Source organism: Streptomyces sporangiiformans, from assembly GCF_005768555.2.
GTDB classification, from domain to species: Bacteria; Actinomycetota; Actinomycetes; order Streptomycetales; family Streptomycetaceae; genus Streptomyces; species Streptomyces sporangiiformans.
In genome coordinates, this window is sequence record NZ_VCHX02000101.1 from 42074 (window position 1) to 66951 (window position 24878).

Genomic DNA, 24878 nt, shown 5'->3' on the forward strand with positions numbered 1-24878 from the left:
ATGACGCGCTAATGGACTGGTACCCCGCCCCCGACGAAGACCTCCTCCTTCGCACCACCGCAAAGTTCGCCACCGGCGTCGCCCCCGCGGTCTCAGGTTGCAGGTGGTTCCGTGACCCCGAACGGAAGGACATCCAGGGCGAGTTGTCCGGATGGCCCTCAGGCCCCGCCTTCACCCTGCGCACGACCGGCGACCAGGCCGCTCGGCGCACCGGCCGTGCCTTCCTCGTGGGCATCCCGCTGATCGCCAACCTCATCGCCAACATCGGCGGAGCCGCCGGCTCACCCTTCGGCGACGTACCCGTACGGGGAAAGCCGGAGGAGCCGGAGAACGAGGTCCGCGACTTTCCCGTCATGTGGGCCGCGTCCGGGGCCCTCGCACGTACGGTCCCGTGGCAGCTGGATCCCGGCCGGCGCCCGGAGGGATACGTCACGGATCTCGCCCTGACCAGTCGGCGACTGCTCTTCCTCGGCGTCCGCAGCGGCACCCTCGACAAGGCCGACGTCCTGGGCGAGTTTCCGCGGGAATCCATCGCCACGGCCCGGCAGATGAAGTTCAGCGAGATCGGCGCGGATGTGCGCATCACGTTCGCCGACCAGTCCTGGATCCGCCTGTTCACCGGTAACCCGGACAGCGCCGAGAGGCTCGCCGAGTTGCTCACCGGAACTGTCCAGATGCTGCCCGAGAGCGCGCTGTCGGAGGGCCAGCGTCAACGGGTGACCCGCTTCATGGCCGACCTCCCCGACACGGCGCAGCCGCCGGCGTACACAAAGCTGGCCAGCGGGATCGTCATGGTCGAAGCCCGCGTTCCCGCTAAGGCCGGAACGGACCTCTTCGAGACGCATTCGATCCTGATGGACGCGTCGGGCGCCCCGGCCCAGCCGGAGCCCGGCGACCTGTAGCGCATACGACGCTTTTCTTCCTTTTCGCAACGCGACCGAGACCGGAGGCCGGGTCCCCGATGCCGCAATTCGAGCTGACTGAACCAAGTGACGCAACCAGCGAAACGGGAGCGGGCACGGGAGCAGGTGCAGATGCAGGAGCGGATATCGAGGCCGACTCCTGGTCGCCCCGTTCCCCCTTCGGCGCTGCCTGGCGCGGTGCCACAGTCCTCGTCCTCGCGGTAGTGGGCATGGCCGCCAGTGCGTGGGTCGCCTCGAAACTCATCCCGTACGACGACCGGTTGGCGAGCGCGGCACTCCCGGCCGGCCTCGTTGTCGGAGCCCTGGTCAATGTATGGCTGCGTGCGCGCAACGTTTTCCTGGTCGTCATCGCCCTCGGCGGGGCGTTCGGGGCCCCGGCCGCCGCGTACCTCATACGCGACGGATACGTGTCCGCCGACAGCCCGTACCTCACCATCCATGACAACCGGGCGACGTTCGAGGTGTCGATGCTGGCCGCCGGCGCGGCAGTCGTGCTCGTGGCCATCGTCTGGGGCACGGTCAGCGGATATCTTCACCCGCGGCCGAAGAACGCCCCGGAGCACCCGTAGAGGCTCAAAGCTGTGGGCGGCCAGCCCCGTTTCGCTGAAGCGAACGGATAAGTAGAGTGCCGCGAATGAGACCACGGGGCATGCGGGACGTACGGTACGCACGGGCAACGGCGTTCGCATCGGGCGACGTACGCCTGAGGCACCGGATGCACTGGAGGCACCGGAGGCACGTCCTCGGGGTCGTCCTCCTTCTCCTGTGCGCCTTCTGGACCGCCACCGGCGCCGCTACCGCCACCCCGGCACAGGCCTCGCCTCAGGCCGCAGACGACACGAGTCAGGCCGCCCACCTAGCCGACCGACTCCGCACCAACCCGGTCTACGTCACCGACCAACTCCCGCGAGAGATCCCCCACTCCACCGCCCCCGACTTCGCGAGGCTCGCCAAGCGCACAGGCGTGCCCACCTACGTCCTCGTCCTTCCGGGACAGTCCACCACCAACGGAGAGGCGCTGCTCGGTGCGGTGCACGACCGGCTCGGGCGGGACGGTCTGTACGTGCTGGTGGACTACATGGGCGTCACGAACGCGGTGGCGTTCGGGGTGCGGGCGCCGGCCGCGGATGCCGAGACGGCGACGTTGTATGAACTGCCCTACGACGCGGGGCCCTTGCGCAGCTTCGAGCGGTTCGCCGAAGTCGTCGCGCAGGGCGGCGAGAAGGCGGCCGCGCGGGCGGAGGCGGCGCGAGAGAAGTACGGAAGCGACGGGGGCGAGGAACCCGAGCAGCTGTACATCGGCCCGGCCGACCGCGAGAACCAGTCCTTCCTCACCGGGATCCTGCTCGTCGGCGTACCTCTGCTGATTCTCCTGCTCGCAGCTTTCGTACGTCGCTGGCGGCGCCGTCTGCCCTCGGCGCGCGCCGCGAAGCCGGGCAGCACAAAGCCGGGAGCCGCCGCATCCCGCGTACCCCGCGGTGCGGTGGCCGGCGTCGCGCTCCTCACCGCCGTCGCGATCGCTCTCGGCGCCTGGCTCACCTTCGACCAGACCACGTCGAGCGCCGCGCGGACGCCCACCGCCGCCGACCTGTCGGCACGGGTCGAGCGGGTCGCGAAGGGGCTGAAGCAGGATCCGGTCTACGCGGATCCGGAGAGCCCGCAGGTTCTCGATGCCGGGGAGAAGAACCGACTGCGCGACCGCATAAGCGAGTTCGGCAGTTCCAGGAGCGGAGGCCCGGTCTTCGTCTCCGTCGTCCCGCAGATGTACGAGGACGAGTCCGCCGGTGACGCGTACGTCTTCGCGGAGGCGGTGCACGCCAAGGTGGGCAGGGACGGCGTGTACGTCGTGGCGGACCCGCTCGAGGGTGACATCAGCGTCGTCAGCTACGGCCTGCGGCTCGACAACAACCACCTCCTCTTCGACCTGCCGGACTCCATCAGCGACGGTGACGACTCCGGCGAGTCGGGCGAGTCAGACGGCTATCGGCTCAGCGAACGCCTGGACCGGCTCATGACCTTCCTCGACAAGACACCTCGTACGGACGCCCCCAACTCCCCCGACCCCGACCTGAAGCCGGAACCCATCGAGAGCCACGCCCTCCGCCCGCTCTTCTCCGGCGACTTCTGGCCCGGACTGCTCGTCGGTGCCTTTGCCGCGCTGCTCGTCTTCGCGATCGTCGCGGGCGTGCTCGGGATCGTCGGCGCGGTGCTGCGGCGACGGAACCCCGCACCCCTACCCACGGCAGCGCTCCCCTTCGAGGCGCCGACCGACCCGTCCACCGCGTATCTGCGCCGCACCGCGCGGACCGAACTCGGTGAGCTGGCAAGGATGTTCACTGAGGACCAGGTTCCCAACCCCGTCGGCACCGGCACCGGCACCGGCGCCGAAGCCCTGGCAGGCGTCCGCGCCTGGGACTGCTTCGACGCCGCGATGCTGCTCGTCGACGGCGACATCGACGCCTTCGCCGACGACGGCGTGGACCCCGCATCCCTCGTGGCCGTCATCGTCCTCGCCCGCGCCGGCCGGGCGGCCTTCGCGGGCGACACGAACAACCTGTGCTGCGGCCTCAACCCCCTGCACGGCCCGGCGGTCAGCCGCCATCACGTACGCGTCTCCGGCCCCGCCGAGACCGTACGCAGACGCCTGCTCCCCGTCTGTCAGCCCTGCCGCGAGACGGCCATCGTCGAGCCGAGCACGGTGCACACGCTTCGGATGACGCTGCCGCCGGGCCAGGAAGGACAGGGGGACGGCGAGCGCATGCCGTACGAGGAGGTCGCCGGCCCTCTCCCCGCCGTACGCAATGGGATTCCCCAACTCATCGACAAAGTACGGGAGTTCGTCAGTGTCCGCTAAGCGAGTCCTCGCTGCCCTCCCCACCCTCGCAGCCCTCCTCACCGCTTTCGTGACCGCACTGCTCATCACGGCGGCCCCGGCCTCCTGGGCAAAAGCCCCGAGCCCCGGCGAGCGCATCGCGACCGCCCTGCGCGAGTCACCCGTGTACGTCGACCCGTCGTACGAAGGCTCCGTCCCGCCCACCCGCCAGAAGGAACTGGCTCGTCAGATCACGCGAACGGGCCTGCCCATCAAGGTAGTTCTGACGCCCCTCACCAAGGGCGACTCATTCAACGGCGACTCGGCCACCCTCGCGGAGGTCGTCCACGACCGCCTCGGCCTCCGCGACCTCATCCTCATCACCACGGACGGCGACTTCACCGACTCCCTCAACGGCTACGAATGGCCGGGCGAGGCCCACCAGACGGAAGACGCGGTCGCCACAGTCGGCTTCCTGGACGAAATGGACGACGCGGGCTTGGCGGACCGGACGGCGAAGGCGATCGAGCTGATCGAGGACGGCGACGGGAAGAACGCCTACGAGGAAGCGACAAAGGACTTGGGGGGCGAGGGCGACGACTCCGCATCAACCCAACCCAAGTCCCCACGTGACGAGGCCACTTCGTCGTGGCTCTGGCCGACACTGGTCGCCGTGCCGACGCTCGCGGCGGCCTTCGTCACCTTCCTTTTCGTACGCCGTCGGGGCCCTCGCCTCACGTACCCGCGGGCGGTGTTCACCGCGGCTCGCGCGGCCGACGAGGCCGACGTTCGCCGCCAAGCAGAGGCAGAAGTCCTGTCCCTGGGCGAGTCGGTCCGGTCGGCTCCCTCGTCAACCCCCGGCCTGCAGCGCGCCCTCGACGCCTACGCCGCCGCCGGCACCGTCCTGGATGCGGCGCGCGGTCTCCCGGACCTGGCCGGAGCGCTGGCCCTGGCCGCCGAGGGCCGCGACGCCCTGGACGCCGCTCCCGCCCCGCTCCCCCTCTGCTTCTTCAACCCCCTCCACGGCCGCGCCGCCGACCGCATCGCCTGGCGCGCCCTCGGCCGCCGCGAATCACTCCGTGTGGCGGCCTGCACGACCTGCGCGGAGGCGGTGCGCACCCGCCGCGCCCCGGAGGTCCTCATGGACACGGCGGAGGACGGCCGACGACTGCCGTACTTCGAGGTGTCCCACAGCATCTGGGCGAGGACGGGTTACGGCTCGCTCCTCAAGGACCCGGACGACGGGCTGGCGCGTCGAGTCGGGCGGGGCGACTTCTCCCGCTCCCTCCCCGACCCTGACGGCCTCGGAACGGGACGGACATGACGACCGCGGACACCCCGGCGAGGCGGCTCACGCCGGGGCTCATCATCAGCGGTTCAAATCCATGACCCCAACCCCGAGCCCCTCGTAGGGTTCCGGCACGACGGTGGCGACCAACGCCCTCTCGGGCAGCATTTGGTTCGGCCGACAGTCCAGGGACCGCAGGGCCAGTCCAACAGAACCGCTGCCGACTCGCGCATGAGCCTCTTCAAGGTGCCAAGCCCGAACACGAGAACGGCCCCGGCGACCACCAGGAAGATCACGAGATGCAACCTTCCTGAGAGGGAAGTGCGTCCGTACGCGGCCTGCCCAGCAGATAGCGTCCGGGCCTCGACAACGGCAGCCGTGGCAAACTCTCCCGACACTCGGACAACAACACCCTGAGGGAGACAGCTGTATGGGAGGGTCGGCCAGGCCCAGCCGTCGTCGGGCTGCCGCTTCATCGTTGCGGTACGAGAAGCGGCCAGGGAAGCGGTCCGCGCGTGAAGGGGAACGCTCGGGTACGGGCGACAAGCTGTTTGGCTGCCTCATATTCCTTTCTGTCGCTGCCGCATTCATCCTGCTCGTCCTGTCGGACATGTTCTGGGGTGACGACACCTGGCAGTGGGCGGCTGGCACATGGCCGGCGGGCGCGTACGGCTTCGCCATCTTCCTGGGGGCGTTGGTGCCGTGCGTGGTGACGCTCTTCTTCATGTCCCTTTCCCGTACGGACCGGAAGTCCTGGAAGACGCACAAGGCCCGCTCTCTCGGCTGCGTGTTTCTGGCCGTCGCATGCGGAGCGGCGATGCTTCAGCTCGTGTCTCTGATCTTCAACGCCCAGGACACCGGCAAGTGGGGCCGCGGGCCCTCGACTTCCCCCAGCTGGGTCTTCAGCAACTACCCGTGGCTGTGGGCGGTCGGCTTCGTGTCCACGATCGCCACGGCCGCGATACTGATCGCCTTTTTCGTGGCCCGCGCCCGGCGACGCTCAGAAGCCGAAGGCGCCGACCAACCCGGTCCGAATTGACCCCGTCTGCCGTCTCTCACGCCGCTTGCGGAAAAGTTCGCTGTGGCTAAAACACGTACCCCCGGATAGCGTCGGTCAGCATGCAGCAGACCGAGCCGTCCGACCGGACCGCCGACGCCGATGGTGAGAACGTCTTCGGATTGATCACCCCCGAGGACTGGTATCGCATTCCGCTCCAGCCTCTGGAGCGCCGGGAAGCGTCCGTGAGCGCCTTGATGAAAAGGCAGTTCGCAGGCGTGGACGATCAGCCGGTGCTGCGCCGCCAGTCCGAGGAGCAGTTGCTGGGTGCCGCCGAGGCAGGAGCCGACAAAGGGGGCGTGGTCCTCTATCTGTCGTTCCTGGAGGCAGCCGGCATCCCCCTGTCCGCGTCACTGCTGATCTCCCAACTCCACCGGCGATTCGACAGCCTTGACGCCGTCGCGGCGCTGGCGGGCAAGGGCGAGGTGACTCCGGTGCGTCTGCCGGCCGCCGGGCGCGCGGCGCGTCGGCGGCGCAGTGAACGAACCCGGGAATCCCGGCGGCTCGGTAGCGAGTTCGAGGACACCATCGTGGAGTACTTCGTCCCCGTACCGGATCGGGACGAGGTACTGATGCTGACGTTCAGCACCCCGCTGGAACCGATCGCGGACGCGATGGTGGAGCTCTTCGACGCGGTCGCCGGTACTCTGCGCTGGCGAAAAAGCACTCATACATCACGGGAATCACGGGAATCACGGGAATCACCAGAATCACGGGAATCACGGGAATCACGGGGGCAACAGGGATGAGTAAGCGACTCAGGGTCTCCACCGACGATCTGCACACGGCCGGGGTCGGACTGCGCACCGTGGCCACGGAGTTCGAGGGTCTCGACAAGCTCATGGACTCCTACGACCGGCGCACGGTCGGGCACAACCTGCTGCAGGAACGGCTGCAGGAGTTCTCCGACGGCTGGAACGACAACCGCGACAAGATGATCGAGGAGATCAAGGGTCTGGGCGAAATCGCCAAGACGGCCGGCGAGGCGTACACCGAGATCGACACGGAGCTCTACAAGGCCCTCGTCGGCAAGGACAAGAAGAAGTGACCCGCCCGGCCGACTACCGCTGGGAGGTACTGGGGGAGAGCGAGGACCCGGTGCCGGGTGACGTCTACGACCTCCAGGCGCTCTCCAAGCGCTTCACCGCCACGGCGAAGACCATCTCGGACGCGGCCGCGGCACTGCGCCGCCTCGGAGACCAGAAGAGCTGGGACTCCGATGCGGGGCGGGAGTTCGCCGAGAAGGCCGACGACACGGCCAAGACCGTGAGCAAGGCGCACGACCGCTACAGCGAGGCGGGTGCCGCGCTCAAGGAGTACTACACCGAGCTCGAAACGATCCAGGACGAAGCGGACGGGCTTCTGGAACAGGCGGAGACGAAGAGCGGCGATCTCGCCTCCGCCAAGTCCCAAGCGGACAACCCGCCCAAGGACACCGACGAGGGCGGGCAGAAGAAGCTCGACACCAAGGTGACGGACCTGCAGGGCGACCTGGACGGGCTGCGCGGGAAGCTCGCCTCGCTCAAGAGCCGCCACAACACAGCAGGGGACGCGGCCGCGAAGCGGATCCATGAGATCACCGAGAGCGATGACCTCAACGACTCATGGCTGGACGAGCTCCGCGACACCCTGAACATCGTCGCCGACATCGCGGGAGCCGTCGCGGCCGTGTGCGGGCTGGTGGCACTGCTGGTCGGCTGGATCCCGATCATCGGGCAGGCGATCGCCGGCGTTCTGGGCACCATCGCCCTGATCGCGACAGCGATATCCCTCGTCTGCCATGTGCTCCTCGCCATCAATGGCGACGGGTCGTGGGGAGACGTCGCCATGGACGTTCTGGGCCTCGCGACCTTCGGTATCGGGCGCGTCTTCTCGGCCGGAGCGAAGATGGCCGCCACGGTCGGCCGCAGCCGCGTCTGGACCGCGGCGACGCAGTACGTACGCGGTTGGCATCCCGGTCTCAGCTCGGCGGCGCGACGCGCACTGGTCGTGGAGATGGTCGGCGCGCGCGCCGGAGCGACCACGACCGCCGCGCTGCCCAATGTGTCCCTGGGCGCCGCGTTCCGAGGTCTGCCTCGGTCCTTCGCCGACGATCTCGGCACGATCCGGGGCAACTGGCGGGACCTGTTCAAGGCCGGCGACAACCTCGCCGCCGCCCGCGGGGCCTGGAACGCGGGCGGGGCACGCGGTCTGGCCAGCATGTACGCGGGCCCCGGGATGGTCGACGAACTGTCCCGCATCAAGAACATCGATCCGTCGGATCTGAACTTCATCGGCACGCCCGACGCCTTCAAACAGGCCATGCAGTACAACTCCTGGGCCATCGGGGCGACCGGCACCGGGGCGGCCTCGGACACCAACAGCTTCATCGGGCTCTTCGAGAGCAACGACATCGATGTGACCGGGCCCGATGCTTCGTTGGCCGGGAGGTAGCGGCTGATGTACACCCCGGACACCGCGAACGCGCCGGGCGGCGCGGCGGGTGGCGCGGCGGGAGCGGCCGACGCGGCCTGGAAGCAGTGCCGCGTCACCCTCCCCGCCCCGCACAACTGGCTCGTCCTCGACCTCACCGCCCAGCAACCGGACGTCTGGGCGCGGTCCGTGGCCGACGAACACTTCACGGCAGACGTACCGGCAGACGTACCCGCCGCATGGCGCGAGGCGTTCGCCCAGGACGTCCTCTGGTACTGGGTGGCGGCGGCGCGGCAGAAGTCGCTCTGCGCCGCTCTGCTCACGCCTCAGGACAGCGGAGTCGTCGCGTTCTACTCCGTACGGGAGTTGAACGTCCCGCCAGAGTCGCTGCGCCTGGATGTGCTGCGCGCGGAGGCCGAGCGCGCCGAAGGGCCGTACTTCGTGCCTCAAGGCGTCACGGAAGTCGAGCTCCCGCTGGGCGCCGCGCTGCGAGTGCATCGTCTGGAACCGACGGATCCTGATGCCGACAGCGGATCGGTACTGGAAGGTGTGGCCCACTACGTCCTGCCCCGGGCACATCCCACGGCGCTGGAGTGCCGGCTCCTGTGGGGAGCCGTGGGACTCGGCGAGGAACTGGGGAAGATCGCCGACGAGTTGGCGGCGTCACTCCGACTTGTCTGAACCGTTTTGCTTGTCTGAACCGCCCCGATCGCGGGAGACATCGATCAGGCCTGCCATGCCCCCCAGCCCGAGCCGTTCCCACGGGATCAGCGCCAGCGGCATCCAGCTGAAGCCGACGACGAAGACGCTCAGCAGGGTGGTGAGGTTCTTGGGGAGGATCCAGCCGAGCTGGGCGGCGACCAGGGACACGACCAGCAGATAGACGCCGACGCCGACAGCACCGAGCATCTTGAGCAGGGCCTCACCCGGCCCGAGCCTGGGCTTCTCCTCGGTCCCCCGGACGGCCGCGAACAGGATCAGCGGCAACATCAGCCCCACGATGCCACCCCCGCCGATGCCTCCGACCACGACAGCGTTGCGTCCGTCGTCAGGGACCGCCGACGACAGGAACGAGTCATCCGCCAGGCCGAGGGCCAGGCCGACACCCGCATAGCCGCCGAGCGTCATGGTCGCGAGGACGATCAGCAGCCCCGCGCCGAAGGCGAGGTTCCCCGCGAACGAGCGCCCGCCATTCTGCGCCTGGGACTCTCCGGCCCCTGATCCAACAGACATGGAGTCTCCCATTCCTCGCGAGGTCCGGTAGAGGATAGCTGGCCAATTGGCGACACGTTCAGCCGATGGGACCCCAGTCGCGACGCGGCCTCGGTGGTTCGGTCGTCCGCGCGGACGCGGCGGAGGCGTCATCGGTCCCGCTCCGGGAGAACACGAGCAGCACCGCCACAACAAGCCCCATAAGGCCGGGCAGCCCAAACACCACAGCGAGACCGATGCTGAACCACCCGCTGCTGTCACCTCGACTCAGAGCGCGGACGCCCGACACGGCGGCGGCCACGGCAACGATCAACGGAGGCGGCACCCAGGGCCACGGGTTGGGCTCGGGCACCGGCTCAGGACGCCGCCCCTCACAGAAGGCCGAGTACCAGTAACGAGCGGACCACCAGGCGAGCAGATACGCCGACACCGCCGCCGCCCCGACGCCGACGACGGCCAGCGCGTCACCACCAGTCGATTGGAACGCGATGGCGGTCAGGACCGCGCCGACGAGCATCATGAAGACAAAGAGCATCGTGCCGACGGCGAGGCGGTGCCGTCGGCTGCCGTTGAGGACGCTGGAAGGGATGTACACGGCGTCACTTTATGGGGACCGCAAGGCTGTTCACCGGGCGGCGTCGAAGGAGCACGACCGAGTCGTTCGTCGGGACGGTGTTGCCGAGGCGTTGATCTTCTTTGCAAGATCTGACGACGTAGCATGCGGGCCGCCCCTCACACAGAACCAGTAACCCTTCCGGGGCGGCCAGTACCACGTAAGGGGGCTGCTCGGGGCGAGGGTTCTCAGGGTAGTGCCGCCAGGACAGACGCTCGGCAGTGCGCCACTCTCGCAGATGCGCGCATGTATCTCTGGGTGTCTCTGGCGGGATGTTCGCCTGCTGGGATGACACATCCACGAGATCTGTCATCGCCCGCAGCCGAGGACCCTCCGGCCGACGAGCACGACGTCTGCAGTATGGGCGAGGAGGTCCCACCCGAGCACCCCGAAGACCCCGCGTACCGCGCCGCGGGGTGGCAGATGGACGACGCCCTATGGTGGTTTCTGGAAAGGCTTCGACGTGGCTGAGCCGAGCCCGATGGAACCCGTCGTCCCTGTCGGCTTCAATCTCACACTCGCCCAGTGACTGACGTTCTCCTTCAGCACGCTGCCCTCCTTGGCACGGACACCGAGTTCACCCAGCGCCCTGGGGTGCCCTTCAATGCCGTGATGACTACCTTCCTCTGGAGCTACGCATGTTGATCGTTGAGACCGACTCCGATCCGGCTCTGTGGTTTCACATGCCATTGAGCGGTACCAAGTCGGAGTTCGCGCAATGGCTGGACCTGCAACTCGACGCGAGTGCCCTGCTCCACCAACGCAAGCTCACCTGGCGTGAGAAGCGACAGATGAAGAAGTTCCTGGAAGGCTCGGCCGCCATGCTGCGCGACCGCGTCGAGGCCGACCAGGCGTTCCTCTTCGGCCCGATGCCGCCCCAGGCGGCACCGCTGGTCTTCTTCACCAAGCAGGGCGCCTGCGACGAGGAACACAGCCCCTCGCATCTGAGCATGCTGGCTGTGCCCGATCCCACGGCCGCCGCCGGCCAGCGCGTGGAGACCACTTCCTTCGTCTCTCCTCATTTCGGCGAAGGCCTGCGGTGCCTGCGCAGTTGGACCGGCCCCGACGGTGGCCTGATGCTCTCTGTCACGTACGCCTGGAACGACGCGGCACACAACATCGAGCTGGTTCTCAAGGGCCATTACGACGACCCTGCCCTCCTCGAAGCATCCTTCGACGCCATCGACGACTTCGCCAGAAGCCTCCGGATCAGCAGCGCGGCGTGACGGCCCGAGCCGACTGGACATCGCCACCTCCTCATAGCCGGAGACGACAGACTGGCCATCAGGGGCAGTGCTCACAACTTGCCGACGCCGAGCCGCACTGGATGTACTTCCTCACCTCCAACCACGGGGAGTTCCAGGCGGGTTACTCCCTCAGTATTCGGGTGCGCGACGGCGGCAGGACGCCTGGGCGCAGGTACGTGCGGCGAGGCGCTGCTCGGGTCCAGGGCGTGCGCCGTGCCGAAGGGCGATCCGCGGCGCAAAGTACACCGGCCTCTCCCACACCTCCGGGGTGTTCCTGTCGTGGGGATGCGCGGAGGAAGTGGTCGGGCTGGCTCTGACTGCACGACAGGTCGGTGAAGACGGAGAGTGAACGACGCATCGGCAAACAGCCCCGCTCGGGTTCGACGGGATCGAGAGCGCTAAGTAGTGCGATCGGTCACGTGGTACGCCTCGACTGATCACACGGCGTACAGGACAAACAATCCTAAGTTGGCGGAGATCATCCCATGCTCGGCTCGACCTTGGCAGGTCCCCGCCTCGTGTCAGCATCTCCCTCTTGGATAGCGTTAGTTCACTTGAGCACCCCCCCACCTCAACGGGAGTCCAGCGTGAACCGCCCCGCCCGGCTCGTGACAGCCACGCTCGCCACATCTGCGGCTCTATTGCTCACTGCCTGCGGCTCGGGAGGAGGTGACGACTCGACCTCCGACAAGATCGATGGTGCCGACACGGGCAAGTCGAAGTCGGCATCACCGTCGCCGTCCGCTTCGGCGGATGGGATCGACCGGCCGAAGATCAAGCTGCCCGGCGACATGAAGAACGTCTTCGAGGACCGGGAAACCGGCGACGCGGTGAAGGACGCGATCCTGGCGGACAACGAGCGGAGCGTCAGCTCGGTGGATCAGGCCATGGCGTACGGCGATCTCAAGAAGTCCGGTATGGGCTTCTACTACACGGACACGGCGCTGACGGGTGTCTATAAGTATGCCAAGAACGCCATCGACAAGGACACCAGTTGGACCGGCACCGTCCGCTACTTCGACCGGAGCGTGACGGTCTTCGACAAGACGTCGGCAGCAGTGACGTACTGCGTGGACGAGAGCCAGTCGAACCTGAAGAACCGCAAGACGGACAAGGCCCAGAAGACGGAGACCTCGGCCGACAGCTACGTCTACTACAACACCGGGGTCAAGAAGAACAAGAGCGGCGTCTGGCAGATCTGGAGCCTTGACGAGGACCGGGGGTCGCAGAAGTGCCAGCCGTGACGCGGTGCAGGACGGCGGCGGTGTTAGCCGTCCTGCTCAGTCTTCTCGGTACCCAGACTGCTGTGGCTGGCGGGCGCGGTGGTGCCGGCTCCCGCGAGGTTGAGGCAGAAGGTGACTCATCGGGACCGGCCCTGGAGTCCCGTGTCAGCTTCAAGGTCCAGGGCGACTCCCCGCCGGAGAGTAGCGGCCCTCTCACCCCCACCTCCGTGAACTGGGAACCTCCGGCCTGCTGGTACGAGCCGTACTGGAAGGCCAAGGATTTCAAGAAATTCATGGAAGCCCAGTGGTCGATCCACGAATCTGTCGGCGGTCCGGCCGAGGAACTCAAGGACGACAAGGCGCGCTACAAGCAAGGCGAGCCGTACGAGGACTTCAATGCCGACAAAAACGGCGAAGGCATGTGGTGGGTGGCCGTGAAGAACCCGAAGATGAAGGACGACCCGGCCGCCGGCGCCTGTACCCGTGAGCCCTTCTGGATGAACAACGGCGAGAACCCGGACGTCCCCCAGGCCATCGACACCGAGACCCTGGCCGCCCTCGCCCACCAGCAGACCAAGGTGCCGGACACCGAGATCGCGTCGGCCCCGGAGGGTAAGTCGACGGTCAACCTCCCCACTTGGGTCTGGCTCGAAGAGGCCACCTTCAAGACCGTCTCCGTCACGGCGAGTCTTCCGGGCACCGGCCTGTGGGCGACCACGACCGCGCAGCCGGTGAGCCTCCACATCGATCCCGGCACGGATGACGCCGAGACCTATCCGCCGTCCGGCGACTGCGCAATCAACGACGACGGCTCGATCGGCGAACCGTACGCCAAGGGCAAGGCGGAAAAGACCCCACCGTGCGGCGTGACGTACCTGAAGTCCTCGGGCGACGAGTCGTACGCGCTCAACGCGACTCTGACTTGGGAGATCTCCTGGGAAGGTGCGGGCGGCACGGCGGGTGACCTTCCGAACGGCACCTTCGCCACGACCACCGAAGTGCCCGTTCAGGAGATCCAGTCCATCAACCGCTGATTTCGGAGGGAAGTCCAGCACCCTTGGGAGCGAAGCAGGCGTGGCCCGACAGAACCAGAGCCGACCTCGACATGATCGAGTCGTGACCAGCAAGGGTTGGGGTTCGGGCAGTTCATGGGCGATGTCGGAGGAGTCCACAACATGGTCTCCTCATGGGTCATCGCCGCTGTCCCCGCGGCCAAGGCGGCGGCCGAGCGGTACGGACGCGAGGTGCGCTTCGACTTCCTCGATGACAGGGCCGTCCACTGGCTGTTGTTCCACCGGTGGGAGGACAAGAGGAAGTGGCGTGGACGCGGCTGCCTGGCAAGCCTCCCACTGGCTGTGTCCACGTTCGGAGCCTGGCCGTTCTGGGACCTCGTGGCGTCCCAGAAGCCGCGGCCCTTTCAGATCGCCTTCATCTGCGTCGACGTACTGATCGTCGTCGGGCTCCTCCTCGGGCTGTACTTGTGGCGTCGCCCCAGCCTGCGTGACCCATCCCTGCGCAACGTACGGATCCGAGCCCGCCGCTATCGCGAGATCGTCGGCATCGCCCGCAGCGGTGGAGCCGACATCCCAGCGACCTATCCCTACTACGGGATGTACGCCTCAGCCCGGAACTTCTTCCCCGACGCCCCCGAACTCCCCACCCCCGAAAGCGACAGCCCTGCGTGACCACCGAGACGACCCCGTCGCACGCCGTCCCGCAAGGGCTGGGCGGAGATCCGCTGGCTTCACCGGGCCGAGCAGACGCCGGTATTGCGGGCGATCGCGAGGAAGCTGGGGATCTCGAGTAACACCGTCCGCAGGGCGATCGTGGACGACGCGCCGCCGAAGTGCCAGCGGGCGCCGAAGGGTTCGATCGTGGATGCGGTCGAGCCGCAGATCCGGGAACTGCTCGAACATTGGCCGGAGATACCTGCGACGGTGATCGCCGAGCGGATCGGTTGGGGCCAGGGTCTTACCGTGTTCAAGGACCGGATCCGGCACCTGCGGCCGGCCTATCAGCTCGCGAATACGGCCTCGCGGATGGTCTATGAGCGGGGCGAAATCGGCCACCGGCCCCGACAGTGGTCTGATGCTCTCTGTCACCTACGCCTGGAACTACGCGGCCCACAACATCGATCTGGTTCCCAAAGGCCACTACGACGACCCTGCCCGGGCGTGACAGCCCGAGCTGACTGGCCATCGAGTACGAGCCCGACCGGCGGGCCGAGACCCCAAGCAAGCGGAGACAGCAGGTTGCGGTCTTTGACCAACCACACGGGATCTGCTGGCCGACCTGAACACGAAGGCACGGGCAAACTCCGCTACGTCCTGACGCAACCCTTCACGCTGCTCCAGGGCGCACTCGTATCCCTGGCTTGCAGCCTCATCTACTAGCGCCCCTCAACAAGACCGAATCCCGATCTGTTAGTTGCTCTGCGAGTTCAACCTCAGTGAGATCCCCAGACTACGTAGGCTTCCTTGAACTCAGTCAGTCACTCAGGGTCCGGGTTGAGCCAGATGCTGCGGGCAAAGTCATCGAAGATGTCGAGGTTTGTTGCCAGCCATCCGACTTCGTCCGTAACCGTGCGGACCGAGGCGTAGACCTGGTGCTCCTCGGACCACCAGCCGTAGTTGAGGGAGACCGCGAGATCTCCTGGGTCACCGAAGTACCGAAGGCAGCGGAGCCCTTGGCCGATACGCTCGGAGTCGAAAGCCCCGACGTCAGGCGGTCGGACGGGATTCTCTTCAGTGGCCTGGACGATCGTGCGTAGCCCGGCCTCCCGGTCCTCACCGTCCGACTGCATCGCAAGGGCGTAGAAAGGTTGCGGAATCCTCCGTGGATCACCACCGTAGAGAAAGATCTGATCTGCGGGGATCTTCGGGTTCGGGTGAGCCTCGATGAGCTGTAGGAACTGATTTGCCAGCGCAAGACGGTTGGGCCTCCGCCACCATTTCTTGTGGCGCTGGTACACGATCTCCGCGCAAGTGGCGGACCACTTGTCGATCTCATTCTGATGATGCGCCGTCCAGTGAAGTGGCATGGGGAACCACTCAGTCAGGTCAGCCTCGGTTTCGAAGAAGATCATGTGTAGCTCCAGCGGAAGGTCATCATCACAGCATCGAAAAGATCGACGAGAGCAGAAGAAAATTCGCTGTCCGGATTCCCGTCGCCGACCGTACTGAAGGTGATCGCCAACCAGCGAGGAAGCGGGCTTGCAGGCATGGAGAGTACGTACTCGACACGCCGCGACGCAAAATCCGTCTCGGAGTCTTCCGGAGGGGGAACGACTCTCTCCATCCGAATTCCTGAAGAGCCGTCGATCTCAACAGGCTCACTGTTTCCGCGGCCTGCGGCCAGAGACCCAAGCACTTGGTCCGACTGGATTCCGGCGCCTGTTCCGTCAGTCGGCTCAGACACAACGAAAGACGCTGGAACCACGGTGCTTCGAATGCGCTCCACAGGCAGATAAAGCAGCAGCCCATTTGCCTTTTCCGCTTTTCTGGCAGCCTTCTTCAACTGCTTGAAAAGCTCCATCCGAACCTTACTAATATCATCCTTAGGGATATCATCGGGAAGCTGGTTGATGGACCGATCGACGAGTGCGAGAATTGAATCGTTAATCGACTCTTCGCGGAGGTTGATTTTTCCCCATCCAGGCGGAAGGACGAGGTGGAATCCGACAGGAATGGGAGACTCCTTCAGACTTTGATCAGTCACGTCGGAGCCTTTCTACAATCCACGAACCGAGCATGAGGAGCGGGAGCACAGGAGCTAGGAAGACACCCGGCCAGACACCCGTAACCCATGCCGCAAGAAACAACCCCGTTGAATAAATCAGAACTTCCGTGAGGCCTTCAGGGCGACGTGCAGGAAGTGGGTACTTGAAAAAAATGCCCAGTAGTGTGCCGATCGCCACGGCCACAATAGCGCGCTGGATCCAGTAGATGGCATCCCTCGCATTTTCCGGAAGGGCCGATGCCACCATAACGATAAAGATCGAGCACATTCCCACGATGAGGCATAGCTTGGCCAGAGCGGTTGCTCCGACGCCTAGACGCCCGTAAGTTTGCGGTTGTCGGTTCGAGTCCATGGCATCTCTTCTCTCATTGCATGACTACCAGTGGGTGTCTTCTGGCAATTTCCCGGTATCCCCCTTGAAGTTCTCATAGGTTTCGCTGAAACCCTTGAATGGAAGGACGGGACTTTCGCCGAATGTTTTGTCAACAGCATCTGCGGTGGCACCGGTCACTGCGGCACCGACTGCAACTTTGTAGTAGTTCTCCGTTTTTTCAGCGACGGCCGAAGCGTCGGAGAAAGTTTCGCTATTTCGGCGGATGTTCGCGATGGCAGAGCGAGAGTCGGCGTCTCCGAACCCCATACGCTCAAAGCGGTTGGGGATGACAGGCGTTTCATCGGAAACCCGCCCGGCGTTCTGTGACATCTCCTTCCTCATCTGGTTGAGCGTCTGACGTGCAGAGGTCTTGACGCCCTCGTCGCTGGTTGTTGCCATCACACGAGTGATCTCGTCCCGCTCGGTCCTGTTGGCACGCAGAGCTGCTTTGAGGCGGCCTGTGCGCTGCGCCTGCGACGTGGCCTTAACGGCCCTATCGGCAACTTTGAGCTTGCTCAGCATCTTCGTTCCCGTGGCAAAGGCCACCAAGCCGACGCAGTCCATGAGCACCTCTGTGATGCTTGCCTCCCCCGCCAAGAACAGGATGAGCCTGGATGCCGCAATAAAAATAGAGATTCCGACGGCTATGGCCCCGATGAACGGGCCAATAATCGGAATAAAGGCGAGGAAAGGTGCCAGAGTTCCCAGGATTGAGGCCACCCAACCGAGGGCATCGAGAACCCACTTGATCTCATCAATGTTCTCGTGAATCCAGCCTTTGGCGTCATCCCAAAAGCTGTCCTCGATGACGTCGTCAATTTCATCACGGATCTTTCTTGCGTAGTGTCCGGCACGATCGTTTCGATCGCCCACGATGCGATCGAGTTGATTCCGGTAGTCTCGAAGGGGGTCCCCATCGGTGCCGCTCTCCGATGAGCTAGGGGTTTTACCGTCGCCTGCGTCCCTCTTGGCTTTCTCGGCGTCGAGTTCTTCCTGCTCTCTCTTTGCATTGGACAGAACTTTGTCGGCTTCGTCCTGGTAGAACTCGAGATCGTTTGCCCAGTTGGACAGATGAACATGGACACGCTCATAGCGGCTGGCAACTTCCCGTAAGTGCTTTTCCAGCACCTCGGACTCGTCGCGCAGTTTGCCCGCGTACTTACCCTTCAGTTCGTCGTCGTCCTTGATTTTGCGAAGCAAGCGAGCTTGCTCTCGGAGAGAGGAAGCAACGCCCTTCATGTGCTTCACTTCATCGCGGATCTCTTCTGCGTCTCCCGGGATAGGGTCAGAGTCGGCAAGCGGATGCCAGTCGCGGGGGCGACGCTTGGAGGGCGCGCTCACTTACCCTTCCTCTCCTTCTTCAGTTCCTTTGCGAGCGCGGCATCCGTTCCGGTGAAACCGTCGACGGTGTTTGCCACGAGTTTCCCGACGCTTCCGAGGCTCTCGATCATCTTGGTGCGATAGTCATCCCAGTTGTCGGCGAATTTATCCATCGCCTCGCTGATCTCTCCGCTCCCCCAGTAGGGGCGCATATCGTCTTTTCTGTTGTTGATGTCCTTGAGGTCCCTTTGAATCTTGCGCAGGCGAGACTCTGATTCAACAAGGAGTTCAACATTGACGATGAGATTGGAGTCGCCTGCCGTGGTCGCCACTACGTCTCCTGTAAAGAGTGTTTCTGCTGTATTGGATTGATCTGCGTGGGTTCAGGAGTTCGCAGGCTTAATTTCCTGGACTCGACTGGAGCCTTCCCAGCTGATGTCGCGGGGCGACTGTGGTCTTGGGGTTCCGCAGGCCGTCAACAGCAGAGGTGCCGTCGCGACGAGCGCGGCAGCAACGAGCAAAGGTCGGCGCTTCAAGGCGGACTCCCCGTGAGACAAAGGATTGGTCAAGAGCACTGACGGTAGCCGTATGGCTGGTGGTTTCGCCAGGTCGGACCCGCCTCAAGGAGCGGGCAACCAGGGATTTCTTGTGGCATATCGGGCAGTCTTGTCCCCTGACAGTGTCCACGAGCGGATGCCCAAGAAGTACCGGCGCTGAGGGAGCGCACCAGGCAGGTGTGGCCTCTGTGTTCGCGTCAGCTATCGGAGCTTGTGCCCCTCCAGACACCTTCGCCGGCGCTCCCTTCTGTCGTGTTCAGTAGGCCGCGGTGGCTTCGCAGACCCGGCGCGGCAGAGGCCCAGACGAGCGCTGAGCCGAACAGACGCGGTCTCAGTCGCCGTTGTTCCAGGCATTGGCAACAAGGGGGAGCGCGGGACACGGGTGCGGCCGTTGCTTGGCTTGTGCGCGGCTTCTTGGATGCCGGTCCATGCGGCTCAAGGAAAACACCCAAAGGGCCATGTCACGGCGAGCTTGCCCTAACGCACCCGGCGAAGCCCTGCACTTCGGCCAGGAGTCCGCACACGTCTCGTCGCCCAGTGCCGTTCGGCAGGAGGAGCGGAGACGGATCGTTGCCGAAATCCAGACAGCCGTGGCGGTTGTCCAAGCTCCCCCTCGGAGTACCCCAGCGACACACAGCGGTCAAGTCACTCGACTCGGCGCAAGGTCGAGCGGGTACCCGTACTCGTGGTCATCGCCGTTCATACGGCCCACCCAAACGCAAACCGGTGCGGCAGAGCGCAACCGCGCCCCACCGCACCGGACAGCCAACCTGAGGCCGAGCCCAACCACGGCCCAGCCAGAGCCAGTCGAACTAGCCCTTGACGCCCTTCGCCAGCTCCTGGTCCAGGTCCTCGTACGCCTTCGCGGCGTTGGTGAGGAACTTGGACATGCCGGTCAGGCCGTCGATCGTGTCCTTGGCGCCCTTCTTGAACTCGGTGAAGGCGTCCTCGAAGGCCTGCGAACCCTTGCGGGTGGTGTAGCCGTCCTTGACGAGGCCCTGGATGTAGCGCTCGAGGGCGTCCAGCTTCTCGTCGATCTTGTCCTTGGCGTCGGTCAGCTTGGTAGCCGCCTTGTGCATCTCGTCATATGTGATATCTGCGTCTTTGCCGCCGGCCATGTGGCGTCCTCCGTAACTCGACGTGCCGCAGGGCCTACCCCCGTGGCTCCTGATGCGAACGATGCGATCATCCGCCTGGGCCAGCAGCTTACGCAGGACGCTTGCAGGAGCACACCCCGGATCCGTCAAGAGCCTCCAGGGAACCGGCACATACGCCGTTGCCCATGGGAAGGGTGGAGCGGATATCGTCACTGCACAGTGCGGTGACCACTGAGGTCCGTCGGCCGGAGGCCGCCGCGGCAGGCCACTGACAGGTCAACAGGGTTTTACGGGGAGGACGATCGTGCGCCTGACTCTGACCGTCGTCGATCCGCTCGGCGGTGCCAACGCCGACGTGGTGCTCGACGCGGATCCTGAGTCCTCGTTGGGGGACATCGCGAAAGAGCTGGCCGCGCACGTCGGTTACAGCGGTGGGGCCCAGATCATTCCCATCGGGCAGCACCAGGCGGCGAGCAGCGGAGCGCCCGTCGTGTACGTGGACGGCCATCCCGTTGACCCGAACGCCACCATCGGCACCTCCCCGCTGCGCGAGGGCGCCGTCGTCAGTCTGCACGACCCCGCCGGCTGTCTGCCCGGTGAGCCCACCGGCCTCGTCGAGTTGCGGGTCGCGAGCGGGCCCGCCGCGGGCGCCGTGCACCGGCTGGGGATAGGCCGGTACGACATCGGCAGCGGACCCGCGTCCGCCATCCGCATCGACGATCCAGAACTGCCCGCCCGAGCGCTGACGTTGTCAATCGCAACGGATGGAACCTGCCAAGTCGCCCTGCACGGGAAACTAAAGGACGACCAGCGCGAGCTGCTCGATCAGCGCGACAGGGACAGCAAAGACAACAAGGACGACAAGGGCGACAGGGGCAACAAGGGCAGCAAGGGCAAGGACAGAGACAACAAAGGCGTCACCCTCGACGGGGAGCCTCTCGACGGCACCGACTGGCCCCTCGGCGCCCAGATCGCCGTAGGCAACACCCTGCTCGAACTCGACCGCTACTCCCCGCCGAACGCCGCGCTCAAGTGGTCGGAGGACGGCACCGGCCTCGACTACAACCGCCCGCCCCGGCTCCAGCCGCCGGAGCGTCAGACCAGGTTCAAACTGCCCGCGCCGCCTCGTGACTTCGAGGCCCGGCCGCTGCCCTGGCTGATGGCATTGACTCCGCTCGTCGGCGCCGTCGTATCCGTGATGATCTTCGGACGCTGGTACTACATGATCATGGCTCTGCTGAGCCCGCTGATCCTCTTCGGCAACTACTTCATGGACAAGAAGCACGGGCGCAAGTCCCATGCGAAGCAGGTCAAGGAGTACAAGGAGCACAAGGAGCGGATCGAGAAGGATGCGGAGGACGCTCTCGTAGCCGAGCGGCTCGACCGGCGGCAGGCCGTCCCCGATCCGGCGACCGTGCTGTCGATGAGCACTGGGCCCCGTACACGGCTGTGGGAGCGACGGCGCACCGACCCCGACCATCTGCTGCTGCGCGTCGGCACCGGTCAACTGCCCTCCGAGGTCGTGCTCGACGACCCCGAGCAGGACGACCACAAGCGCGAGGTCACCTGGACGATCGAGGACGCTCCGGTCGCGCTGCCGCTGCGCGACCGCGGTGTCGTCGGCATCGCTGGGCCCGGCGACTCGGCGCAGGCGCTGGGGCGTTGGGTCGTCGCGCAGGCCGCCGTGCTGCACAGCCCGCTGGACGTGCAGTTCTACGTTCTGACGGAGAACAGTGCGCAGCCCAGCTGGGACTGGGTCCGCTGGCTGCCGCACTCACGCCCGTCCGGCGCCCAGGACGCCAACGTCCTCATCGGTTCGGACGCCGAGACCGTCGGCGCCCGTATCGGCGAACTGACCCAGCTCCTCGACGCCCGCCAGAAGGCGACCAAGCAGAACGGCCGTCAGGCGAGCTTCACCGACCCGGACATCGTCGTCATCTGGGACGGTTCGCGACGGCTGCGGTCCATGCCGGGTGTCGTACGTCTGCTGCGTGAGGGTCCGGCCGTCAGCATGTACGCGATATGCCTCGACTCCGAGGAACGGTTCCTGCCCGGCGAGTGCCAGGCCATCGTGATCGCGGAGCCGAAGCCGCAGGAACACACCACTTCCCGGACCGCCGAGAGCACGAGCGCGCAGGCGGACGCTCCCGGCGGCTTCCCCTCCTTCCAGGCCTGGCACACCGCCGAGGCCGACGACCAGCAGGCGGGCACGCAGAAAGCGCTCGAACTGCGGTTGCGCGTCGAGCAGACGGGCACGGCCAGGGTCAAGAACGTACGGCCGGACTTCGTGTCGCCGGCCTGGTGCGCCCGGCTCTCCCGTTCCCTCTCCCCCATCCGCGACATCAGCGGTGAGTCCGAGGACTCGGCGCTGCCGGGCTCCAGCCGGCTGCTCGACGTGCTGCAGCTGGAGCCGCCGACCAGCGACGCGATCACCGCGCGCTGGCGAATGGGCGGGCAGTCGACGATGGCGGTCATCGGCGAGTCGTACGACGGCCCCTTCGGCATCGACATGCGGAAGGACGGGCCGCACGGTCTGATCGCGGGTACGACCGGTTCCGGTAAGTCGGAGCTGCTGCAGACCATCGTGGCGGCGCTCGCGGTGGCCAACACCCCCGAGAACATGACGTTCGTGCTCGTCGACTACAAGGGTGGCTCGGCGTTCAAGGACTGCGTCAAACTGCCGCACACGGTCGGTATGGTCACCGACCTCGACGCGCATCTCGTCGAGCGCGCCCTGGAGTCGCTCGGTGCCGAGCTGAAGCGGCGTGAGCACATCCTCGCGGCCGCCGACGCCAAGGACATCGAGGACTACCAGGACCTCGTACGGCGCGATCCGTCGCACGCGCCCGTGCCCCGACTCCTCATCGTCATCGACGAGTTCGCCTCGATGGTGCGTGACCTGCCGGACTTCGTGACGGGTCTCGTCAACATCGCCCAGCGAGGCCGTTCGCTCGGTATCCACCTGCTCCTCGCCACCCAGCGGCCGAGCGGTGTCGTGTCCCCCGAGATCCGCGCCAACACCAACCTCCGGATCGCGCTGCGCGTGACGGACGGCGGCGAGTCGAGCGACGTCATCGACTCGCCCGAGGCCGGGCACATCAGCAAGAGCACACCGGGTCGGGCGTACGTGCGTCTCGGGCATGCCTCGCTCGTGCCGTTCCAGTCGGGACGCGTCGGCGGGCGGCGGCCCGGTGCCGCCGATCCGCAGGTACTCGCGCCCTGGGCCGGCCCGCTGGCCTGGGAGGACCTGGGGCGGGCCGCACTGGTCAAGCCCAAGGCCGAGGCGCGCGAGGAGGAGGAGATCACCGACCTCAAGGTGCTCGTGGACGCGGTCCGCGACGCCAACGCCTCGCTCGGCATCCCCGCCCAGCACAGCCCGTGGCTGCCGGCGCTCTCCGAGACTCTGCTGCTCGACGAGGTCGAGGTCCCCGCGGTCGCCGCTCTGGCACCGGGCAAGCTGCCCCCGGCCCCGTACGGCGTCGAGGACCTGCCCTCCGACCAGGCCCGCCGCCCGGTCGTCGTCGACTTCTCCTCCTTCGGGCATCTGATCGTGGGCGGTGCGCCGCGCAGCGGCCGTTCGCAGATCCTGCGGACCATCGCCGGCTCCCTCGCCCGCACGAACTCCTCGGCGGACGTGCACATTTACGGCATCGACTGCGGCAACGGCGCGCTCAACGCGCTGACGCGCCTGCCGCACTGCGGTGCCGTGGTCGCCCGTAACCAGACGGAGCGGGCGGTACGGCTGGTCACCCGTCTCAAGGGCGAGTTGACGCGACGTCAGGATCTGCTCTCCGAGAAGGGATTCGCGGACATCGGCGAGCAGCGGGCGTCCGCCGCCGAGGACGAGCGGATGCCGCACCTCGTCCTGCTGCTCGACCGGTGGGAGGGCTGGCTGCCCACACTCGGCGAGTACAACCACGGTGAGCTGACGGACGAGTTGCAGACGATGATGCGCGAGGGAGCGAGCGTCGGCATCCATCTGATCGTCACCGGTGACCGGCAGGTGCTGCTCGGCCGGATGGCCTCGCTGACGGAGGAGAAGTACGGTCTGCGACTCGCCGACCGCAGCGACTTCTCGATGCTCGGTATCAACGCGCGCAAGGTGCCCGAGGAGATCCCGCCCGGGCGCGGCTTCAAGAACGAGGCGGGCACCGAGACGCAGTTCGCGCTGCTCACCGACGACGTGTCGGGTCAGGGGCAGGCCGCGGCGCTCGCCGCGATCGGCGAGGCGGCCGCGGCCCGCGATGCCGGGATCCCGCGCGCCCTGCGCCCGTTCCGGGTGGACGTACTGCCCTCCCGTATCGGTTTCGACGAGGCCTGGGAGATGCGGGACCCGGCGGTCGCGCAGACGAAGTTGTGGGCTCTGGCCGGTATCGGCGGCGACGACATCATGGCGTTCGGCCCCGATCTCGCGCAGGGTGTGCCGACGTTCGTCGTCGCGGGCCCGGCCAAGTCGGGCCGCTCCACCGCGCTGCTCAACCTGGCGCGTTCGTACCTCCTTCAGGGCGTACGCCTCGTCATCGCGGCCCCGCGCCCGTCGCCCCTGCGTGAACTCGCGGACCGGGACGGCGTGTTGAAGGTCTTCACGGACGACGACATCGAGAGCGACGACTTCAACGAGGCGATCGAGTCGGCGTCCCCCGAGGAGCCCATCGTCGTCATCGTCGACGACGGCGAGGTCCTCGAGGACTGCGACTGCGAGCGCGAGCTGAAGCGCCTCGTCCAGCGGGGCGCCGACCGCGGCCTCGCGCTGGTGATCGGCGGCGACGAGGAAGAGGTCTGTGGGGGCTTCTCGGGCTGGCAGGTCGAGGCGAAGAAGGGCCGCCGCGGCCTCCTGCTCTCCCCGCAGGACTCCGGTGCCGGCGAACTGATCGGCATCCGCACGACCCGCAGCATGGTCGGCGGCCCGGTCACCCCCGGCAAGGGCCTGTTGCACCTGGGCAGTGGCGAGGCAGTCACGGTCACGGTCCCGGTCTGACAGCAGCAGGTGACAGATGGCCCGGCAG

At 66.3% G+C, this 24878-nt stretch carries 22 protein-coding genes; 14 read left to right on the forward strand and 8 right to left on the reverse strand.

Annotated elements, in window-relative coordinates; all coding sequences use genetic code 11:
- Positions 1-11: 11 nt before the first annotated feature.
- The 9 genes from FGD71_RS11755 to FGD71_RS11795 all read left to right on the forward strand — a co-directional run bounded on the left by FGD71_RS11755 (position 12) and on the right by FGD71_RS11795 (position 9173).
- The gene (locus FGD71_RS11755; RefSeq protein WP_119100347.1) at positions 12-902 is read left to right on the forward strand and encodes a hypothetical protein; all 891 of its coding nucleotides are present in this window, start codon (positions 12-14) and stop codon (positions 900-902) included.
- A gap of 230 nt (positions 903-1132) precedes the next feature.
- Positions 1133-1492 (forward strand): hypothetical protein, encoded by a 360-nt coding sequence (locus FGD71_RS11760; protein ID WP_119100348.1) that lies wholly within the window; start codon positions 1133-1135, stop codon positions 1490-1492.
- 80 nt (positions 1493-1572) lie between these two features.
- Complete coding sequence (locus FGD71_RS11765) at positions 1573-3777, forward strand: hypothetical protein (RefSeq protein ID WP_119100349.1); 2205 nt, start codon at positions 1573-1575, stop codon at positions 3775-3777.
- A complete protein-coding gene (locus tag FGD71_RS11770) occupies positions 3725-5059 on the forward strand; it encodes a hypothetical protein (protein WP_119100350.1) in 1335 nt (444 codons plus the stop codon). The genes FGD71_RS11765 and FGD71_RS11770 overlap by 53 nt, the downstream gene beginning before the upstream one ends.
- Before the next feature lie 574 nt (positions 5060-5633).
- Positions 5634-6062, forward strand: a complete 429-nt coding sequence (locus tag FGD71_RS11775; protein ID WP_119100351.1) for a hypothetical protein — start codon at positions 5634-5636, stop codon at positions 6060-6062.
- 80 nt (positions 6063-6142) lie between these two features.
- Positions 6143-6829 (forward strand): hypothetical protein, encoded by a 687-nt coding sequence (locus FGD71_RS11780; protein ID WP_119100352.1) that lies wholly within the window; start codon positions 6143-6145, stop codon positions 6827-6829.
- Complete coding sequence (locus FGD71_RS11785) at positions 6826-7128, forward strand: hypothetical protein (RefSeq protein WP_119100353.1); 303 nt, start codon at positions 6826-6828, stop codon at positions 7126-7128. The genes FGD71_RS11780 and FGD71_RS11785 overlap by 4 nt, the downstream gene beginning before the upstream one ends.
- Entirely contained in the window at positions 7125-8513 is a 1389-nt protein-coding gene (locus tag FGD71_RS11790) for a putative T7SS-secreted protein (protein ID WP_119100354.1), read from the forward strand. Before FGD71_RS11785 ends, FGD71_RS11790 begins: the two co-directional genes overlap by 4 nt.
- A 6-nt stretch (positions 8514-8519) precedes the next feature.
- Positions 8520-9173 carry a hypothetical protein gene (locus tag FGD71_RS11795; protein ID WP_119100355.1) on the forward strand — a complete coding sequence of 218 codons (654 nt, stop codon included), beginning with the start codon at positions 8520-8522 and terminating at the stop codon, positions 9171-9173.
- Here the strand turns inward: FGD71_RS11795 and FGD71_RS11800 are convergent.
- Together FGD71_RS11800 and FGD71_RS11805 are read right to left on the reverse strand one after the other, a co-directional pair.
- Complete coding sequence (locus FGD71_RS11800; protein ID WP_181359176.1) at positions 9156-9725, reverse strand: hypothetical protein; 570 nt, start codon at positions 9723-9725, stop codon at positions 9156-9158. The two genes, FGD71_RS11795 and FGD71_RS11800, sit on opposite strands and share 18 nt — an antisense overlap.
- A 58-nt stretch (positions 9726-9783) precedes the next feature.
- Positions 9784-10299, reverse strand: a complete 516-nt coding sequence (locus tag FGD71_RS11805; RefSeq protein WP_119100356.1) for a hypothetical protein — start codon at positions 10297-10299, stop codon at positions 9784-9786.
- 656 nt (positions 10300-10955) lie between these two features.
- Here FGD71_RS11805 and FGD71_RS11810 point away from each other — a divergent pair.
- The 4 genes from FGD71_RS11810 to FGD71_RS11825 all read left to right on the forward strand — a co-directional run bounded on the left by FGD71_RS11810 (position 10956) and on the right by FGD71_RS11825 (position 14472).
- Entirely contained in the window at positions 10956-11543 is a 588-nt protein-coding gene (locus FGD71_RS11810) for a hypothetical protein (RefSeq protein ID WP_119100357.1), read from the forward strand.
- 608 nt (positions 11544-12151) lie between these two features.
- Positions 12152-12808: a hypothetical protein gene (locus FGD71_RS11815; RefSeq protein ID WP_162931100.1), complete on the forward strand. Its 657-nt coding sequence runs from the start codon at positions 12152-12154 to the stop codon at positions 12806-12808.
- A gap of 206 nt (positions 12809-13014) precedes the next feature.
- Positions 13015-13821, forward strand: a complete 807-nt coding sequence (locus FGD71_RS11820; protein WP_240436540.1) for a hypothetical protein — start codon at positions 13015-13017, stop codon at positions 13819-13821.
- A gap of 141 nt (positions 13822-13962) precedes the next feature.
- Complete coding sequence (locus FGD71_RS11825; protein ID WP_119100359.1) at positions 13963-14472, forward strand: hypothetical protein; 510 nt, start codon at positions 13963-13965, stop codon at positions 14470-14472.
- Positions 14473-14531: 59 nt separating this feature from the next.
- On the opposite strand, the gene FGD71_RS47340 is transcribed toward FGD71_RS11825, so the two are convergent.
- From FGD71_RS47340 to FGD71_RS11855, 6 genes are all read right to left on the reverse strand, one after another.
- Positions 14532-14771: a hypothetical protein gene (locus tag FGD71_RS47340; protein WP_162931101.1), complete on the reverse strand. Its 240-nt coding sequence runs from the start codon at positions 14769-14771 to the stop codon at positions 14532-14534.
- 507 nt (positions 14772-15278) lie between these two features.
- The gene (locus FGD71_RS11835) at positions 15279-15872 is read right to left on the reverse strand and encodes a hypothetical protein (protein ID WP_119100360.1); all 594 of its coding nucleotides are present in this window, start codon (positions 15870-15872) and stop codon (positions 15279-15281) included.
- Positions 15869-16504 carry a hypothetical protein gene (locus tag FGD71_RS11840; protein ID WP_140935866.1) on the reverse strand — a complete coding sequence of 212 codons (636 nt, stop codon included), beginning with the start codon at positions 16502-16504 and terminating at the stop codon, positions 15869-15871. Before FGD71_RS11840 ends, FGD71_RS11835 begins: the two co-directional genes overlap by 4 nt.
- A 397-nt stretch (positions 16505-16901) precedes the next feature.
- Positions 16902-18239, reverse strand: coding sequence for a hypothetical protein (locus FGD71_RS11845; RefSeq protein WP_140935867.1), 1338 nt, complete (start codon positions 18237-18239; stop codon positions 16902-16904).
- The gene (locus FGD71_RS11850; RefSeq protein WP_140935868.1) at positions 18236-18550 is read right to left on the reverse strand and encodes a WXG100 family type VII secretion target; all 315 of its coding nucleotides are present in this window, start codon (positions 18548-18550) and stop codon (positions 18236-18238) included. The genes FGD71_RS11845 and FGD71_RS11850 overlap by 4 nt, the downstream gene beginning before the upstream one ends.
- A 1037-nt stretch (positions 18551-19587) precedes the next feature.
- Positions 19588-19893 carry a WXG100 family type VII secretion target gene (locus FGD71_RS11855; protein WP_119100364.1) on the reverse strand — a complete coding sequence of 102 codons (306 nt, stop codon included), beginning with the start codon at positions 19891-19893 and terminating at the stop codon, positions 19588-19590.
- 283 nt (positions 19894-20176) lie between these two features.
- Between FGD71_RS11855 and FGD71_RS11860 the strand changes: the two genes are divergently transcribed.
- A complete protein-coding gene (locus FGD71_RS11860; RefSeq protein WP_119100365.1) occupies positions 20177-24850 on the forward strand; it encodes an FtsK/SpoIIIE domain-containing protein in 4674 nt (1557 codons plus the stop codon).
- Positions 24851-24878: the final 28 nt, after the last annotated feature.